The sequence below is a fragment of the Gemmatimonadaceae bacterium genome (assembly GCA_035606695.1).
Lineage (GTDB): Bacteria > Gemmatimonadota > Gemmatimonadetes > Gemmatimonadales > Gemmatimonadaceae > JAQBQB01.
Genome location: DATNEW010000035.1, coordinates 21,976 through 39,252 on the forward strand (window position 1 = coordinate 21,976; position 17,277 = coordinate 39,252).

15 protein-coding genes are annotated in these 17,277 nt (G+C 66.9%); all 15 read left to right on the forward strand.

Annotation, left to right across the window (positions count from 1 at the left end):
- Positions 1–19: 19 nt before the first annotated feature.
- Positions 20–640: an OmpH family outer membrane protein gene (locus tag VN706_19005; protein ID HXT17734.1), complete on the forward strand. Its 621-nt coding sequence runs from the start codon at positions 20–22 to the stop codon at positions 638–640.
- Positions 637–1,728, forward strand: a complete 1,092-nt coding sequence (gene lpxD, locus VN706_19010) for a UDP-3-O-(3-hydroxymyristoyl)glucosamine N-acyltransferase (protein HXT17735.1) — start codon at positions 637–639, stop codon at positions 1,726–1,728. Before VN706_19005 ends, lpxD begins: the two co-directional genes overlap by 4 nt.
- Positions 1,725–2,993: a UDP-3-O-acyl-N-acetylglucosamine deacetylase gene (lpxC, locus tag VN706_19015; protein HXT17736.1), complete on the forward strand. Its 1,269-nt coding sequence runs from the start codon at positions 1,725–1,727 to the stop codon at positions 2,991–2,993. The genes lpxD and lpxC overlap by 4 nt, the downstream gene beginning before the upstream one ends.
- Before the next feature lie 67 nt (positions 2,994–3,060).
- Positions 3,061–3,837 (forward strand): acyl-ACP--UDP-N-acetylglucosamine O-acyltransferase, encoded by a 777-nt coding sequence (gene lpxA / locus VN706_19020; protein ID HXT17737.1) that lies wholly within the window; start codon positions 3,061–3,063, stop codon positions 3,835–3,837.
- The gene (locus tag VN706_19025; GenBank protein HXT17738.1) at positions 3,837–4,889 is read left to right on the forward strand and encodes a Gfo/Idh/MocA family oxidoreductase; all 1,053 of its coding nucleotides are present in this window, start codon (positions 3,837–3,839) and stop codon (positions 4,887–4,889) included. The genes lpxA and VN706_19025 overlap by 1 nt, the downstream gene beginning before the upstream one ends.
- Positions 4,882–6,015 (forward strand): lipid-A-disaccharide synthase, encoded by a 1,134-nt coding sequence (gene lpxB / locus VN706_19030; GenBank protein HXT17739.1) that lies wholly within the window; start codon positions 4,882–4,884, stop codon positions 6,013–6,015. Before VN706_19025 ends, lpxB begins: the two co-directional genes overlap by 8 nt.
- Entirely contained in the window at positions 6,005–6,661 is a 657-nt protein-coding gene (locus VN706_19035) for a lysophospholipid acyltransferase family protein (GenBank protein ID HXT17740.1), read from the forward strand. The genes lpxB and VN706_19035 overlap by 11 nt, the downstream gene beginning before the upstream one ends.
- A complete protein-coding gene (locus tag VN706_19040) occupies positions 6,654–7,706 on the forward strand; it encodes a tetraacyldisaccharide 4'-kinase (protein ID HXT17741.1) in 1,053 nt (350 codons plus the stop codon). Before VN706_19035 ends, VN706_19040 begins: the two co-directional genes overlap by 8 nt.
- A gap of 21 nt (positions 7,707–7,727) precedes the next feature.
- Positions 7,728–9,035 (forward strand): Glu/Leu/Phe/Val dehydrogenase, encoded by a 1,308-nt coding sequence (locus VN706_19045; GenBank protein ID HXT17742.1) that lies wholly within the window; start codon positions 7,728–7,730, stop codon positions 9,033–9,035.
- A 74-nt stretch (positions 9,036–9,109) separates the two neighbouring features.
- Positions 9,110–9,574 carry a 23S rRNA (pseudouridine(1915)-N(3))-methyltransferase RlmH gene (locus tag VN706_19050; protein HXT17743.1) on the forward strand — a complete coding sequence of 155 codons (465 nt, stop codon included), beginning with the start codon at positions 9,110–9,112 and terminating at the stop codon, positions 9,572–9,574.
- 40 nt (positions 9,575–9,614) lie between these two features.
- Complete coding sequence (bshC, locus tag VN706_19055) at positions 9,615–11,195, forward strand: bacillithiol biosynthesis BshC (GenBank protein HXT17744.1); 1,581 nt, start codon at positions 9,615–9,617, stop codon at positions 11,193–11,195.
- Between the two features lie 2 nt (positions 11,196–11,197).
- Positions 11,198–12,808 (forward strand): murein biosynthesis integral membrane protein MurJ, encoded by a 1,611-nt coding sequence (gene murJ, locus VN706_19060; protein ID HXT17745.1) that lies wholly within the window; start codon positions 11,198–11,200, stop codon positions 12,806–12,808.
- Positions 12,809–12,852: 44 nt separating this feature from the next.
- Positions 12,853–14,784: an excinuclease ABC subunit UvrC gene (uvrC, locus tag VN706_19065; protein HXT17746.1), complete on the forward strand. Its 1,932-nt coding sequence runs from the start codon at positions 12,853–12,855 to the stop codon at positions 14,782–14,784.
- Positions 14,781–15,926 (forward strand): threonine synthase, encoded by a 1,146-nt coding sequence (locus VN706_19070; protein ID HXT17747.1) that lies wholly within the window; start codon positions 14,781–14,783, stop codon positions 15,924–15,926. The genes uvrC and VN706_19070 overlap by 4 nt, the downstream gene beginning before the upstream one ends.
- 107 nt (positions 15,927–16,033) lie before the next feature.
- Complete coding sequence (larC, locus tag VN706_19075; protein ID HXT17748.1) at positions 16,034–17,230, forward strand: nickel pincer cofactor biosynthesis protein LarC; 1,197 nt, start codon at positions 16,034–16,036, stop codon at positions 17,228–17,230.
- Positions 17,231–17,277: the final 47 nt, after the last annotated feature.

The window sequence follows — 17,277 nt, forward strand, 5'->3', positions numbered from 1 at the left end:
ACTCTAAATCGGAGTGTCAATGCGTTCCACGTTCCGCGCGGCTGCGACCGCGCTCGTTCTTTCCCTCATGGCGGGCGCCGTGCATGCCCAGGCCGCGTCGAGCGGCTCGTTGAAGATCGCGTACGTCAACACGGCCGCGATCATGGAAGCCGCGCCTGGCCGCGATTCCGCCACCGCAATCCTGACGCGGGAAGGCAACACCTTCCAGGCGCAGCTGCAGAAGATGCAGGACTCGCTCAACGGTCTCGCACAGAAGTTTCAGAAGAGCGAGGTGACCATGAGCGCCGCGGCGAAGAAGAAGGCACAAGATGAAATGACCGCGCTGAACACGGAGCTCGAGGGCAAGAACCTTCAATTCCAGCAGCAGTTTCAGGCGCGGACGAACGAAATCATGGCGCCGATTCAGGACGTCGTGCGCAAGGTCATCGAGGACCTGCGCGTCGAGGGCGGCTACGCCATGATCCTCGACCACACCCCGGGGCAGACGCCGATCATCGCCGCGGACAAGAACCTCGACATCACCGATGCCGTCGTGTCGCGCCTGCGCGCGACCTCGCGTCCGGCGCTGCCGACCACCGCGAAGCCGGGTGCGGCGCCCGCGCCCGCGGGCGTGACGCCGAAGAAGCCGCCGACGCAGTGAACTCCAGTTCTTCCGGGCACACCAGTGGCGGTGAGGGCGACTTCGTCCTCACCGCTCTCGCTATTGCGGATCTCGTTCGCGGGCGCCTGGCCGGCGAGGGCGACACCCGCGTGTATCGAATCGCCCCACTCGATCGCGCCGGCCCGGGCGATCTCAGCTTTCTCGGCGCGCCGAAGTACGCGGCCTTATTCGCCGAGACGAAGGCCGACGTGGTCCTGGTGTCGCCGGAGCTCGCAGAGGCGCCTGGCAGCGTCGCCGCGCGCATCGTTGTCGAGAAGCCGCAGGAGGCGCTCCTGTCGCTGCTGCCTCGGTTCCATCGGGCCCCGCGCGTCGCGGCGGGCGTCCACGCGACGGCGATCATCGGCGACGGCGCGCGCATCGGAACCGGTGCGGCGATCGGCCCATACGCGATCGTCGGCGAGGGTGTGCGGTTGGGTGAAGGAACGTCGATCGGCGCGCATTGCGTCATCGGCGCCGACGTCGAGATCGGAGCGCAGTGCCAGCTCTATCCCGCGGTCACGGTGTATTCGGGGTCGCGAATCGGCGACCGAGTGACGATCCACGCCGGCGCGCGGATCGGGTCCGACGGCTTCGGCTACGTCCAGCGCGACGACGGCACGGGCGTGCGGCATTTAAAGATTCCTCATGTCGGCCGTTGCCTGATCGAGGACGACGTGGAGATCGGCGCGAACACGACGATCGACCGCGGCTCGATCGACGACACCGTGGTCGGCGCGGGGACGAAGGTCGACAACCTCGTGCAGATCGCGCACAACGTACGGATCGGCCGGGCGTGCCTGATCATGGCGCAGGTGGGCATCGCGGGCTCCGTCCGGGTGGAAGACGGCGCCATGCTCCTGGGACAGGTCGGCGTCTCCGGCCACCACACGGTGGGGAAAGGGGCGCGACTCGCTGCGCAGGCGGGCGTGTTTGGCGATATTCCGGCCGGTGAAACGTGGTCCGGATACCCCGCGCGACCTCACAAAGAGGCGTTGCGGGCCCAGGCCGCGCTCTTCAAGCTCCCCAGCCTTCTCCGCCGCATAGAGCGATTGCTCGACCAGACAGACAAGAAGCCTTCATCCGAATGAATCGTCGCACTATCGCGCGCCCGGTGACACTCGAGGGAATCGGAGTGCACTACGGCGCGTCGTGCCGGTTGTCCTTTCGTCCCGCCGCCAGCGGGACCGGCGTGGTATTTCGGCGCATCGACTTGCCGGGGCAGCCCGTCATCCCGGCGCTCGTCGACGTCGCCGTCCCCGTGGCCGCGCGCACCCAGCTCGGCGCCGATCCGGTGTCGATTCACACGCCGGAGCACGTGCTCGCGGCGGTGTTCGCCTGCGGCATCGACGATCTCGAGATCGAGCTCGACGCGGTCGAGCCGCCGATCATGGACGGCAGCGCCGCCGCGTTCGTCGACGCGCTCCAACGCGCCGGATTCGCCGAGCAGCCGGGCGACGTGAAATACTTCACGCTCACGCGGCCGGTGTCGATCAACTACGACGGCGCGACGTACGAGGCGCTGCCCGCGCCCAACTTCGAGGTCAGCGTCGCCATCGAGTTCGATCATCCGGCCATCGGGCTGCAGCGCGGATGCTATCGCGTGACGGAAGAGTCGTTCGCCGCCGAGTTGGCGCCGGCGCGGACATTCGGGTTTCGAAAGTGGTTGGCGCCGCTCTTGGAGCAGGGTTTGGCGCGCGGGACGTCGCTCGACAACACGATCGTCCTCGAGGACGACGGCGGCGTGAGCGGCGACTTGCGCTGGCCGGACGAGTTCGTGCGCCACAAGGCGCTCGACTGCATCGGCGATTTTGCGCTGGCCGGCGCGCGCATGCGGGCGCGCATCAACGCGGTGCGGCCAAGTCACCGCGGGAACGTCAAATTGGTGCAGGCGATGAAAGAGGCAATCGCGAAGGAGACGAACGTGCTCGAGATAGAAGAGATCATGAAGGTGCTGCCGCACCGGTATCCGTTCCTGCTCGTGGACCGCATCCTCGAGATCGAGGCCGGCAAGCGGATCGTGGGGCTCAAGAACGTGACGATCAACGAGCCGTTCTTTCAGGGTCATTTTCCGGGGCATCCGATCATGCCCGGCGTGCTGATCATCGAGGCGATGGCGCAGGTCGGCGGCATGCTGTTGATGGGCGCCGTGCCCGATCCCGAAAGCAAGGTCGTGTATTTCACGTCCTTGAACAACGTAAAGTGGCGGCAGCCGGTGAAGCCGGGCGATCAGCTGCGCTTCGAGCTCGAGCTGCTGCAGGTGCGCGGCATGATGTGCAAGATGTCCGGCGTCGCGAAGGTGGACGGGAAGGTGGTGGCCGAGGCGGAGATGGGCGCTGTCGTGAGAGATAAATGAGCTATCTCAGCGGAATTCCGAGCGAAGGTGCGAGCGAAGCGACGCGCCGCGGCGGGGAACAATCTCGATGACGTCGAAGATTCATCCCACCGCCCTCATCGACTCGAGCGCGCAGATCGGCGCCGACGTCGAGATCGGGGCGTTCGCGATCGTCGGCGAGAATTGCGTGGTCGGCGACGGCTCGGTCGTCGCCGCCCGGGCGACGCTCGAGCGCAACGTGACGCTGGGCGCCGGCGTGAAGGTCGGCACCGGAACGGTGCTCGGCGGCGATCCACAGGATCTCAAGTACAAGGGCGAGCACACCGTCGTCGAGATCGGCGACGGCACGACGATTCGAGAATACTCAACGATCAACCGGGGAACCACGCAGTCGTTCAAGACGACCGTCGGCAGCAACTGCTTCCTGATGTCGTACGTGCATCTGGCGCACGACTGCCACATCGGTGACGGCGTGATCATCTCGAACGGCACGCAGCTCGCCGGGCACGTGACGATCGACGAGCGCGCGATCCTGAGCGGACTCGTGGCGGTGCATCAGTTCGCGACGATCGGCCGCTATTGCTTCATCGGCGGCTGCTCGCGCGTCGCCAAGGACGTTCCGCCTTACGTCAAAGCGGTGGGCAATCCGATCAAGCTGTACGGCTTGAACAGCGTCGGCCTGGAGCGCAACGGCTTTCCCGAGGATGTTCGGAAAGAGCTCAAGCGCGCGTACAAGCTGTTCTTCAAATCGGAGCTCAATTTGTCGCAGGCGCGCGAGCGCGCGCTGAACGAGCTTCGCGACTTTCCGGAAGTACAGGAATTCCTGGCGTTCTTCGAGCGCAGCAACCGTGGATCGGTGATGTGATGGCAGGGAACGCAGGTGCCAAGGTCGTGAGAGTCGGAGTGATCGGCGCGGGCGCGCTGGGCTACCATCACACGCGCATTCTGCGCGACGTGCCGGGCGCGCAGCTCGTCGGCTTCCACGACGCGAAGCCCGAGCGTGCCGCGCAGGTGAGCTCCGAGCTGGGCGTGCAGTCATTCGAGTCGCTGGATGCGCTGCTCGATCGCGTCGACGCGGTGAGCGTGGTGGTACCGACACCGTTTCACTACACGGTGGCGGCGCCGGCGCTCGAGCGCGGATTGCACGTGTTGATCGAGAAGCCCATCGCCACGACGCTCGACGAAGCCGACGGCTTGCTGGCGATCGCGCGCCGCACGGGCGCGGTGGTGCAGACCGGTCACGTCGAGCGATTCAATCGTGCCGTGCGCGCGGCGGAGCCGCACTTGAAGGCGCCGCGCTTCATCGTGAGCGAGCGTCTGGCCCCGTTCAATCCGCGCGGCTCCGACGTGGCCGTGGTGCTCGACTTGATGATTCACGACATCGATCTCGTGCGCACCTTCGTCGGCGGCGGCGTGAGCTCGGTCTCGGCGGTCGGCGTCCCGGTGCTGACGCCGTCGGTGGACATCGCGAACGCGCGCATCGCGTTCGAGACGGGCGCGGTGGCGAACATCACGGCGAGCCGCGTGTCGCGCGACCGCATGCGCAAGCTTCGTATCTTCCAGGAGCGCGAGTACATGTCGCTCGATCTCGCCGCCGGCACGGGCGAGCTCTATCGCCTGCGCGACGACGTCGACTTCGCCGCGCTCGTGCGCGATGCGCAGGGCGCGCAGCCGCTCGAGGCATTTCTCGAGCGAGTGAGCCTCGAAGCGCCGGAAGGCGAGCCGCTGCGTCTCGAGCTCGAGGCGTTCATCAAGGCGGCGGCCGGCGAGGGACCCATCGCCGTGACGGGCGACGACGGTCGCCAGGCGCTCGCGGTGGCGCTCACGATCGTCGACGAGATCAAGCGCTCGCTGCCAGAGTTGTCGGGCGCCGTCGCCGCGGCCGCTGCGGCGGCCCAGGCCGCGGTCCGTGCGTGAGATCCTGTTCGTCGCCGGAGAAGCCTCCGGCGACTCGCACGCCGCCGGCGTCGCCCGCGAGCTCGCGGCGCGCGGTGTTCCGCTCGCGCTGACCGGCGTCGGCGGCGACCAGATGCGCGCCGCCGGTGTGACGCTGATCGAGCACGCGGGCAAGCTCGCGGTGATGGGCTTCGTCGAAGTGCTCGAGACCATTCCACGACACTGGTCGCTGCTGCAACGCATCAAGGAGCGTTTGCGCGGCGGCAACGTCGCGGCCGTGGTGCTCGTCGATTATCCCGACTTCAACATGTTCGTGGCGTCGGCGGCGAAGGAGGCCGGTGTGCCCGTGTTGTACTACATCACGCCGCAGGTCTGGGCGTGGCGGGCAGGGCGCCTCGACACGTTGGCGCGCACGATCACGCGCGCCGCCGTCATCCTGCCGTTCGAGGAGCCGCTGCTCCGCAAGCACGGGATCGATGCGACGTTCGTCGGCCACCCGTTGATCGATCGCGCCGGCTCGCTGCCCGATCGCGCGACAGCGCGGCAGACACTGGGCCTTGCCGAGGACGACGTCGTGCTCGCGCTGTTTCCCGGCAGCCGTACGCAGGAAATCGAGCAGCATCTCGACGACTTTGTCGCCGTCGCGCGCGAGCTCGAACGGCGGACGTCCGGTCTCGAGGTCGTCGTCGCCGTTGCGCCGCACGTCACGATCGACACCGCGCGCTGCCCGTATCCGATGATCCGCTCCGCCTCGTTCACCGTGTTGCGCGCCGCGGACGCCGCGTTCTGCAAGAGCGGCACGACGACGCTCGAGGCGGCGGTGGCCGGCTGTCCGCTCGTGGTAGCGTACCGCATGAACCCGGTCAACTACGCCATCGCGAAATGGTTTGTAAAGGTTGCTAATATTGGTTTAGTGAATTTGATCGCCGAACGCCGGTTGGTGCCGGAGTTCGTGCAGGACGAGTTGCAGACGGCGGCCGTCGCCGACGCGCTCGCCCCGCTGCTCGATCACACGACGCCCGAGCGTCGCGCGATGGTCGACGGCCTCGCGAAGGTTCGCGCTTCGCTCGGCGAGCCCGGCGCGGCCTCGCGTGTCGCCACGATGATCGTCGAGATGGCCAACCGGCCCGCGAAACGTGCCGGCTGATTCGTCGGACGGCGCGCGCGACCGTCGCGTTTCGCGACTGGCGTCAGCCGGTGTGTGGCTCGTGCGCACGCTCGGATGGACGTGGCGCTTCACGGCGAGAAATGACGAGGTAGTGCGCCGGTTGCGCGCGGCGAAGCAGCCCATTGTGTTCTCGATCTGGCACGGCGAGATGTTGCCGCTCTTGTACTATCACCGCGATCAAGGCGTGTCGGTATTGATCAGCGAGCATGGCGACGGTGAGTTGATCGCGCGCGTCGCGACGAGCCACGGCTATCGCACCGTGCGCGGATCGACCTCGCGCGGCGCGGCGCGCGCGCTGCTCGGCCTCGTCCGCGAGCTCGAGGCAGGGCACGATCTGGCCATCACGCCCGACGGGCCGCGCGGGCCCGCGAAATCCTTCGCGCCCGGCGCGGTCGTCGTCGCGCAGCGCGGTGCCGCACCGATCGTTCCTGTCGTCGTGCACGCGGATCAGGCGTGGCGGCTCAAGAGCTGGGATCGTTTCATGATTCCCAAGCCGTTCGCGTGCGTGACGGTCGCGTACGGCGATCCGGTGCACATCGAGTCGTCGAGCGAGCGCGAGCTGGACGCGCGCGTCGACGAAGTGCGAGCGCGCATGCTGGCGCTCGAGGAGGTGGCTCGTGCGTGACGCCGGCGCCATCGCGCGCGACATCTGGTATGGCACGGACGCGGTTGCCGGTGTCGCGCGCTTCGTGCTCACGCCGTTCGAGCGCGTGTTCGGCGGCATCGTCGGCGCGCGCGACGTGCTCTACGACGCGGGCTGGCTCGCGTCGCATGACACCGCGATTCCCGCCATCAGTGTCGGCAATTTGACGGTGGGGGGAACGGGGAAGACACCCGTCGCCGCGTGGATTGCCGAGGGGTTGGTGGCGCGCGGCGCGAAGCCGGCCATCGTGCTGCGCGGCTACGGTGACGACGAGCCGCTCGTTCATGAAACTCTAAACCCGTCGGTTCCCGTCGTCATCGGGGCCGATCGCGTCGCGGCGATCGAGGACGCCGCGCGCCGCGGTGCCGACATCGCCGTGCTCGACGACGCCTTTCAACACCGCCGGGCGCAACGCGTGGCCGACATCGTGGTGATCAGTGCCGACCAGTGGACGCCGGTCCTTCGCATGCTGCCGGCGGGTCCGTGGCGGGAGCCGCTCCGTGCGGTGCGCCGCGCGACGCTGGTGATCGTGACGCGAAAGGCGGCACCGGACGCGGTCGTCGAAGAGGTGCATCAACGCGTGGCCGCGGTCGCGCCGAGTGTGCCGCGCGTGTCCGTGGTCCTGGCGCCGGGCGAGCTCGTTGGCGCGACGGGTTCGCACGAGGCGCTGTCGCTCGACGTGCTGCGGGGTCGCGTCGTGCGCGCGATCGTCTCGATCGGCGATCCCGCCGCGTTTGTTCGCCAGCTCGAAGCACTCGGCGCTACCGTGCATGCGCGAGTCTTTCCGGATCATCACACGTTCAGCCAGGCGGAGATCGAGGGATTCGCCAGTGGCTCGAACGCCGACGACTTGGTCGTGTGCACGCTCAAGGACGCGGTGAAGCTTCGTCACGGTTGGCCTCGCCTTGCGCCGCCGTTGTACTATGTTTCTCAGCGGGTGATGGTGGAGCGCGGCGTTGGGGGAATCGAGCGGGTCCTCGACGATCTCGTCCGCACACGCTCGATGACGTCTCCAAACGCCGGCTGACGCCGGCCTGCTTCTTATCCCATGGCCACCGATCTCAGACTCCCCACGGATAGAATCGTACGACCTGACAAAGACACGTTTCTGGACGAAGAGAATCCGTTCGAAGCGATGATGTCGCGGTTCGACCGCGCCGCCGAGCTGCTGGACCTCGAGCCCGGTCTGTACAAGGTGCTTCGTAATCCCGAGAAGCAGATCACCATCTCCATTCCGGTGATGATGGACAACGGTGAAGTCGAAGTGTTCACCGGCCATCGCGTGCTGTACAACACGTCGCGCGGTCCGGCCAAGGGCGGCATTCGCTTCGATCTGAACGTATCGCTCGAGGAAGTGAAGGCGCTCGCCGCCTGGATGACGTGGAAGTGCGCCGTCGTGAACTTGCCGTTCGGCGGCGCCAAGGGCGGCGTCGTGTGCGATCCGCTCAAGATGAGCGCCGGCGAGCTCGAACGACTCACCCGCCGGTACACGGCCGGGATCTTCCACACCCTTGGTCCCGACTCCGACGTGCCGGCGCCCGACGTGAACACGAACGAGCGCGTGATGGCGTGGGTGATGGACACGTACTCCATGCGCGTCGGCCACACGGTCACCGCGGTCGTCACCGGCAAGCCCATCGAGATGGGCGGCTCGCTCGGCCGCCGTGAAGCGACGGGTCGCGGCTGCATGATCGTGACGAAAGAAGCGCTCAAGCACCTGGGGATGCAGGTGCAGGGCACGACCGTGGCGGTGCAGGGCTTCGGCAACGTCGGCTCGGTGGCGGCCGATCTGCTGCAGAAAGAAGGCTGCAAGGTCGTGGCGATCAGCGATCGCACGGGCGGCTACTACAACAAGAATGGCGTCGACATCGCCGGCGCGATCACTCACGTGCGCCAGCATCGCTCGCTCGAAGGCTTCACGGGCGGCGAGCAGATCACGAACGAAGATCTGCTGGTGCTCGACGTCGACGTGCTGGTGCCCGCCGCGTTGGAGAACGTCATCACCAGCAAGAACGCGGGAAAGATTCGCGCGAAAATCATCTGCGAGGGCGCGAACGGTCCGACCACGGCCGGCGCCGATTCGATACTCGACGAGAAAGGCGTTTTCGTGATTCCCGACATTCTCGCGAATGCCGGCGGCGTGACCGTGTCCTACTTCGAGTGGGTGCAGGATCGCGGCGGCTATTTCTGGACGGAAGAGTCGGTGAACGACCGCCTGACCGAGATCATGCGCCGGAGCTTCGGCGACGTGCTCAAGTTGTCGACGCAGCACAAGGTGAACATGCGCACGGCGGCGTACATGGTGTCGATCAGCCGCGTGGCAACGGTGCATCGCCTGCGCGGCATCTATGCGTAGCGCGCTGGGCGCTGGGCGCTGGACGGCACGCGCCGGTTCACGCCCATCGCCCATCGCCCAACGCCCAACGCCCAGTGCAGTTCATCGTAGCCGTCGTCGGCAAGCCGCGCGACGCCAGCCTGGCCGGAGCGATACGCGAGTATGAAGGGCGGGCGGGGCGTTACTGGCCCCTGCATATTTCCGAGGTCCGTGAGGAGCCGGCACGTTCCGGATCCGCGGACCTCGTTCGCGAGCGGGAGGCGGAACGCCTGCTCGCGGTCATCCCAACGGGGGCGCACGTCGTCGCATGCGAGCTGTCGGGCAAGGCAATGAGCTCGGAGGAATTCAGCGCGTGGCTCCAGCAGCTACGGGAGCGCGCACGCGATGTTGCGATCGTGATCGGCGGGGCGTTCGGGTTGGGCAAGGCGGTCCGCGAGCGCGCCGCCGCGACGCTTGCCCTGGCGCCATGGACGCTGCCGCACGAGCTGGCGCGGCTGGTCTTGGCGGAGCAGTTGTATCGCGCGGGGACGATCGTGCGCGGAGAGCCGTATCACAAGTAGACGCTGGGCGCTGGGCGTTGGGCGCTGGGCGGAACGCGCCATGAGCGCCGGACCGGTCGTTCGAACGGAAGCCCTCGGCGGATCGCCATTGTCGCGCGCGGCGCAGGCGGGACAGTTGCCGCGTTGGTATCCGCAGATACCGACGAATGCGGCATCATGGAATGATCATTATAGTTCTATAATATCCTCGACTCCTGCGAATTGGCATCAGCGCCTCGCAGCCGCGTTCTCGGCGCAGGGCGCCGCGGCCGAGCGCCTCGCGCGAAGCGCGGGCGGCAAAGGACTCGTCGTCACGACGGGACAGCAACCCGGCCTCTTCGGCGGGCCGCTCATGACGTTCAACAAAGCCCTTACGGCGCGCGCCCTCGCCGACGCGCTCGAGCGGCAGCTGGGCGTTCCCGTGGCACCGGTCTTCTGGGCGGCCACCGACGACGCCGACTTCGACGAGGCGGCGCGCGTGTCGGTCGCCCTCGCGGACGGCGCGCACGAGCTCGTCCTCGAGAGCACGAGCCCCGGCGGCGTGCCGATGGCCCGCGTGCCGATCGGCCGCGACGTTCGCGCGCTGCTCGAAAGCTTCCACGCCGCGTGCGGATCCGCGCCGCACGCGGCATACGTCGAACGGGTCGATCGTGAATACGTCGAAGGCGCAACGGTCGGCGATGCATACGTGAAGGTGCTGCGCGCCGCACTCGAGCCGCTCGGCATCGCGGTGCTCGACGTATCGCACCCGAGCGTCGGCGCTGCGTCGGCCGAGGTGCTCGCGCAGGCGGCGGCACGCAGTGCCGACGTCGCCGAGGCCGTCGCTGCGCGGAGTGCCGAGTTGCGCACGGCGGGATACGATCCGCAGGTCGAAGAGGTGGGGGGGCTCTCGCTCGTGTTTGTGAATGAGCAGGGCACCAAGCGCCGCCTGCCGATCGGCGAAGCGGCGCGCTTCACGGCGTCGAGCGACCGCTGGCTCTCGAGCACGGTGCTCATGCGGCCGGTTCTGGAACGCGCGATTCTTCCCACGGCGGCGTACATCGGCGGGCCGGGAGAGATCGCCTACTTCGCGCAGGTAAGCGCTGTCGCCGAAGCGCTTCAGCTCGCCAAGCCGCTCGTCGTTCCGCGATGGTCGGCCACGATCGTCGAGCCGCGGGTCCAACACGTGCTTGATGCGCTCGGCGTGACGATCGAATCCTTGCAGGACCCGCACGCCGCGGAAACTCGCCTCGCCCGCGCACGCATGCCGCAGCGGGCGGCGGATGCACTCACGTTGCTGCGCGCTGAGCTCGAGGCGCGGCTGTCCGCGCTTTCGCAGAGCGCGGACAGGCTCGTGCCCGATACGACGATCGACGGTGTGCGCCGCACGTTCGACCATCGGCTCGACCGTCTCGAGCGGCGGTTCGTCGCCGGCGTCAAACATCGCGAAACGGAGCTCATGCGTTCGCTCGCGTTCGTGCGCGGCGCATTGTTTCCGCACGGCGCGCGGCAGGAGCGGAAGCTCGCGTACGCGCCGTTCCTTGCGCGATATGGCTCGAGCCTGATCGACGCGATGCTCGCGGAAGCAAGCAAGCACGCGAACGCGCTGGTGTCGCCCAACGCGCTGCCCTCGTCGGCCGCGCAGACACCCGCGCGCGTTTGACGATGAGCGACGAGCCGATACCGGCAGCCGACGAACCAACGCCAGTCCAGAAGCCAATCAAGCGATCGAGCTCCGGAGCATTCTTCGTTGCCGTCGGCATCATGGCGACGAAGCTGTTCGGCATCGTCCGCAATTCTTTCCTGGCGAAGTACCTCGGCGCCAGCATGGTCGCGGACGCCTTCAATGCCGCCATCCGCATTCCCGGCATGTTGCAGAACTTGTTCGGCGACGGCGCGATGTCAGCCGCGTTCATCCCGGTGTATTCGCGTCTCCTCGCCGAGGGTAATGAGGAAGAAGCCGGGCGTGTCGCCGGCGCCGTGTTCGCGATCCTCACGCTGCTCGTCGCGGTGCTCGTGACGCTGGGCGTGCTGTTTACGCCGCAATTGCTGCCAATCCTGGCCGGCGGATTCAAGGGCGAGAAGCGCGAGCTCACGATCACGTTCGTGCGCATCCTTTTCCCGGCGAGCGGCGCGTTCGTGCTCGCGGCGTGGGCGCTGGGCGTTCTGAACAGTCACCGCAAGTTCTTGCTGTCGTATTCCGCCGGCATTGCGTGGAACCTCGCGATCATCGCCGCGCTGTGGTGGTACGGCGGCAAGGAGCCTCTCCCCGAGCTGGCGCGCATCACGGCGTGGGCGTCGCTCGTTGGCGCGGCCCTTCAGTTTCTCGTGCAACTCCCGCACGTCATCCGGCTGGTGCCGCGCTTGCGCATTCGGTTCGACACCAAGCGCGAGCGCGTGCGCCAGATCATGCGCAACTTCGCGCCGGTCTTCGTGAGCCGCGGTGTCGTGCAGCTCAGCAACTTCATCGACATCGCGATCGCGTCGTTCATGCCGAACGGGTTGGTGTCGCTGCTCTCATACGCGACCACCATCTCGTATGTGCCTGTCAGCATGTTCGGCATGGCGATCTCGGCGGCCGAGCTGCCGGAGCTGTCGAGCGTGATGGGCGCGGAGGAGGAGCGGAACCGCCAGCTTCGCGAGCGTGTCAACGCCGGACTGCGGCAGGTGGCCTTCTTTGTCGTTCCGTCCGCGATGGCCATGGTCGTCGCGGGCGATCTGATGGTTGCCGCACTCTTTCAGCGCGGCGAATTCACATCTCAGGATTCGCGCTATGCGTGGAGCATTCTCGCGGGCTCTGCATTCGGTCTGCTCGCGGGCACGATGGGCCGCCTCTACTCGTCGACGTATTACGCGCTGCACGATACGCGGACGCCGCTCAATTTCGCCGTCGTTCGCGTGATCCTCACCTCCATCCTCGGCTACGCGTTCGCGATCAAGCTGCCCCTCTGGCTGCATTTCGACCCGCACTGGGGCGGCGCGGGCTTGACCGTTTCATTCGGCATCGCGGGCTGGGTGGAGTTCGCGTTGCTTCGCCGGAGCATGAATCGGCGCATCGGTGTCACGGGCGCACCGGCCGCGCTGATGACGAAGTTGTGGACGAGCGCCGTCGTTGCCGGTGCCGCGACCTACGGTCTCAAGCTGGCACTCTCGTCGACGCGACACATCGTCGCCGTAGTGCTCGATCTGGGCTTGTTCGCGATCGTCTACGGCGTCGTTTGCCTTGGACTTCGCGTGCCTGAAGCGCACGCACTCGTTCGCCGCCTCAAGCGCTGATTCGACGCAACGTCCCCTCGACGCGCGGGGTATAATTCGGGACTATGCAGCGGTTGTCCGTTCCCGATTCCATTCTCGAGAAAATCCCGCATCTCCCCGAATCGCCCGGCGTGTATCTCTGGCGCGATGCGGACGGTACCGTCCTGTACGTAGGCAAGGCGAAGCGGTTGCGCTCGCGCGTTCGGAACTACGTCTCCGCTGACATCGCCGACAGCGTCAAGACGTACGCACTCATGCAGGCGGCCGCCGCGCTCGAGACGATCGTGGTGCCGAGCGAAGCGCACGCGCTCATCCTCGAAGCGAACCTGATCAAGGAATACAAGCCGAAATACAACATCGCGCTGCGCGACGACAAGTCGTATCCGTACATCAAAGTCACCGTCGCCGAGCCGTTTCCACGCGTCTGGGTCACTCGGCACCTGCAGGACGACGGCAGCCGCTACTTCGGCCCGTACACCGACGTCGGCGCCATGCGGCGCGCGTTGAACGTGGTGAAGCGCATCTTCACCGTGCGCTCGTGCAACTTCGACATGCCGAAGCAAATGCCCGAGCGTCCGTGTCTCGACTACTACATCAAGCGGTGCAAGGCGCCGTGCATCCTCGCGCAGACGCAGCTGGAGTATCGCGCGATGATCGACGAGGTGCTGACGTTTCTCGACGGACGAACCGCCGAAGTCGCGCGCCGCATTCGCCAGCGCATGCAGCTCGCGGCCGACTCGCTGGACTTCGAGCGCGCGGGCGAGTTGCGCGACGCGCTGAATCATCTCGAGCGCATGGAAGAGCCGCTCGCCGTGATGAGCATCGAAGGCGGCGACCGCGACGTCATCGGGTACGCACGCGACGGCGACGACGCGGCGATCGCGCTCATGCGCATTCGCGGCGGCAAGCTCTTGGCGCGCGAGCATCAGTTCCTCGCGAACGTCGAGGACGAGTCCGACGGTGCCATTCTCGAGGCATACCTCGCCGGCAGCTACCGTCCGCTCGAGGATCGGTCAGCCGAGGTGTTCGTGCCCTTCGAGCCCGACGAGCGCGAACTGGTCGAGGTATCGCTCGAGCGCACGAAGATCCACGTTCCGCAGCGCGGCCCGAAGCGCGAGCTCATCGATCTTGCGACGCAGAACGCGCGGCATTTGCTCGAGGAGCTGCGCCTGACCGGTGAAGAGGCCGACGAGCGCGCGGGCGATCCCGTGTACGAGCTGCAACGGCAACTCGGGCTTCAGAAGGTGCCGCGGTCGCTCGTGTGTTTCGACATCTCGCACGCCCAGGGGACCGACACCGTCGCATCGTGCGTGTGGTTTCAGAACGGTCGCCCGTATCGCGCGGAGTATCGCAAGTTCAAGGTGAAGTCGGTCGAAGGCATCGACGACTTTGCATCGATGAACGAAGTCGTCACGCGCTACTTCACGAGGCGCATGGAAGAGCAGAAGCCGCTGCCCGATCTCACCGTCATCGACGGCGGGAAAGGCCAGCTCAACGCCGCGCACGCGGCCCTGTCGACGCTCGGCCTCGCCGAGATGCCGCTGATCAGCCTCGCCAAACGCGAGGAAGAGATCTTCATGATCGGGCGCGCCGAGTCGCTGCGACTGTCGCGGCGATCGCCGGCGCTTCGCGTGCTGCAGCAGGCGCGCGACGAAGCGCATCGCTTCGCGATCACTTTCCAGCGCAAGCGGCGCACGATGCGCACCGTGACGTCCGAGCTGCTGCGCATTCCCGGCGTCGGCGAATCGAAACGCCGCCAGTTGCTCGAGGCGTTCGGCAGCTTGCAAGGCGTGCGCGACGCGTCCGTCGAGCAGATCGCCGCGCTGCCGGGATTCGGGCGAAAAACCGCCGACAAGGTGATCGAAGGCCTGCGCGCAACTTCACCCACGGGCCCCGCGGTATCATCTTCCACGTCGGCGGCAACCGAGACAACCGATATCACGGTCGCGACGATTCCGAGCGCAGACCATTCCACCGAACCCTCCGAGTCTACGTGAGCCTCTGGCATCTTGAATGTTCGGCGTGCGACACCCGCGAGTCGGGTGACGCGCGCGCCACGGTGTGTCCGAAATGCGGGCAGCCGTTTCTCGTTCGCTACGATTCACCCTGGCCCAAGCCCGGCACCGTGACGCCGCGTTGGGACATGTGGCGCTACGCGCCCGTGATGCCGCTCAAGGATGGGGAGTCGCCCGTCTCGCTCGGCGAAGGGCTCACGCCGATGCACGAGCTGCCGAAGCTCGCGAAGGAGATCGGCGTCGCGCGTCTGTGGGTGAAAGACGAAGGGCTGAATCCGACGGCGTCGTTCAAGGCGCGCGGCATGAGCGCCGCCGTCACGCGCGCGCGCGGATTGAACGTGCCCGGTCTCGTCGTGCCGACCGCGGGCAATGCCGGTGCCGCGCTCACGGCGTACGGCGCCGCGGCCGGGATTCCCGTGCGCGTGTACGCGCCCGAGACGACACCCAAGCCGATTCTCGACACCATTCGCGCCCTCGGCGCCGACCTGCAGCTCGTGCCCGGACACATCGGTGACGCAGGGAAGCAGGCGCGCGCGTTCTCCGGGGAGAGTGGCTACTTCGACGTCTCGACGCTGCGTGAGCCATATCGCATCGAAGGGAAAAAGACGATGGGTATCGAGCTGGCCGAGCAGTTGGGGTGGACGCTGCCGACGCACATCATCTATCCGACGGGCGGCGGCACGGGACTGATCGGCATGTGGAAGGTGTTCGCCGAGCTGCGCGACGCGGGCTGGTTGCCGAAGGACGTAGCGATGCCGCACATGGTCGTCGCGCAGGCCGAAGGATGCGCGCCGATGGTGCGCGCGTTTCAGGCGAAGGCGGATCACGCGACGCCGTGGGAAAATCCGACGACGCATGCGAGCGGGCTGCGTGTGCCGGGTCCACTCGGCGATCGCTTGATTCTTCGCGCGTTGTATGAGAGCAAGGGCGACGCGCACGCGGTGAGCGAAGAGGCGATTCGCGCCGGCACATCGCGATTGTCGCGCATGAGCGGTGTCGACGCGGCGCCCGAGGGCGGCTGTGCGCTCGCGGTGACGGAAGAGCTGGTGAAGGCCGGCCGCATCCCGCGCGATGCCGAGGTGCTGGTGTTCAATACGGGGTCGGGGGCGTCGTATCGATTTTAACATTCAACAATCGTCATTCCGAGGAAGCGTAGCGACCGAGGAATCTTTTGTCCTGACCGTGTGTTCGGACTCTCTATCGTGATGCTAGATCCCTCGCTTCGCTCGGGATGACGAAAATCGCCATCCTCGACCCGTTCAGCGGCATCGCCGGCGACATGGCGCTCGGCGCGCTCATTCATGTCGGGCTCGATCCCGACTGGCTGCGCGCATTGCCCGCGACGCTCGGGCTCGACAACATCGGCGTCGAGATTCGCGAAGTCATCCGCGGCGAGATCGTGTGTCAGAAGGTGGACTTCGAAATTCCGCCGCAGCCGCACGGGCGGCACATCACGGAGATCAAGGCGCTCGTCGCGAAGAGCGGCGCGCCGGAGCGCGTGCGCGAGCTGGCCGACCGCACGTTCGTCGCGATCGCCGCGGCCGAAGGTGAGATCCACGGCATGCCGCCCGAGGAAGTGCATCTCCACGAGGTCGGCGCGGTCGACGCCATCCTCGACGTGGTCGGCACGATCTGGGGACTCGAGAAGCTCGGCATCGAGCGCGTGTACTGCGGGCCGATCGCGCTCGGCGACGGGACGGTGCGCGCGGCGCATGGACTGCTGCCCGTGCCCGCTCCGGCGACGCTGAAGCTGCTCGAGGGGCATCCAGTGCGGCCTGGCCCGGAGAGCTCGGGCGAGCTCGTGACGCCGACCGGCGCCGCGCTCGTTCGCGTGCTCTCGTCCGGACCGCCGCCCCGCGAGTACACGCCGCTGTGCAGCGGGTTCGGCGCGGGCACGAAGGACTTCGTCGGTCGGGCGAATGCGCTCCGGATCATCGTCGCGAACGAAAATGTGAATGCGGATTCACATTCTGATTCCGGCGCGCAGGATTTGATCGAGCTGGCCTGCGACATCGACGACATGAGTCCCGAGTATCTCGCGGCCGTGGCCGATCGCGTACGCGAGGCCGGTGCGCTCGACGTGACGCTGCTCGCGGCGACCATGAAGCGCGGGCGCCCGGGCACGCGCGTGGAAGTGTTGTGTGTCCCCGCGGACGCGCGGCGCCTCGAGGACATGTTGCTGGTCGAGAGCTCCACCATCGGCGTGCGGCAGCGTCTGGTGCGCCGGCGGGCACTGCCGCGCGAAGTGATCGAGATCACCGTGCTCGGCCACGTCGTTGCGGCCAAGGTCGTCAGCTTGCCGAACGGCGGTCGTCGGGCGAAGCCTGAATTCTCGGACGTCCAACGCGTTGCACTGGCGACAGGACGGCCTCTACAGGATATTTCACGTTTGGCCGCCATAGAGGCGGAACGCCATTCCAAGGCTTAGTGTAGGGATTCACGGAGCCACACACCCCGGCTCCGTGAATTGATTTG

Coding starts and splice junctions, on each gene's coding strand:
- VN706_19005 (HXT17734.1), top strand. CDS start 20: ATGCGTTCCACGTTCCGCGCGGCTGCGACCGCGCTCGTTCTTTCCCTC.
- lpxC (HXT17736.1), top strand. CDS start 1,725: ATGAATCGTCGCACTATCGCGCGCCCGGTGACACTCGAGGGAATCGGA.
- lpxA (HXT17737.1), top strand. CDS start 3,061: ATGACGTCGAAGATTCATCCCACCGCCCTCATCGACTCGAGCGCGCAG.
- VN706_19025 (HXT17738.1), top strand. CDS start 3,837: ATGGCAGGGAACGCAGGTGCCAAGGTCGTGAGAGTCGGAGTGATCGGC.
- VN706_19045 (HXT17742.1), top strand. CDS start 7,728: ATGGCCACCGATCTCAGACTCCCCACGGATAGAATCGTACGACCTGAC.
- bshC (HXT17744.1), top strand. CDS start 9,615: ATGAGCGCCGGACCGGTCGTTCGAACGGAAGCCCTCGGCGGATCGCCA.
- murJ (HXT17745.1), top strand. CDS start 11,198: ATGAGCGACGAGCCGATACCGGCAGCCGACGAACCAACGCCAGTCCAG.
- uvrC (HXT17746.1), top strand. CDS start 12,853: ATGCAGCGGTTGTCCGTTCCCGATTCCATTCTCGAGAAAATCCCGCAT.
- larC (HXT17748.1), top strand. CDS start 16,034: ATGACGAAAATCGCCATCCTCGACCCGTTCAGCGGCATCGCCGGCGAC.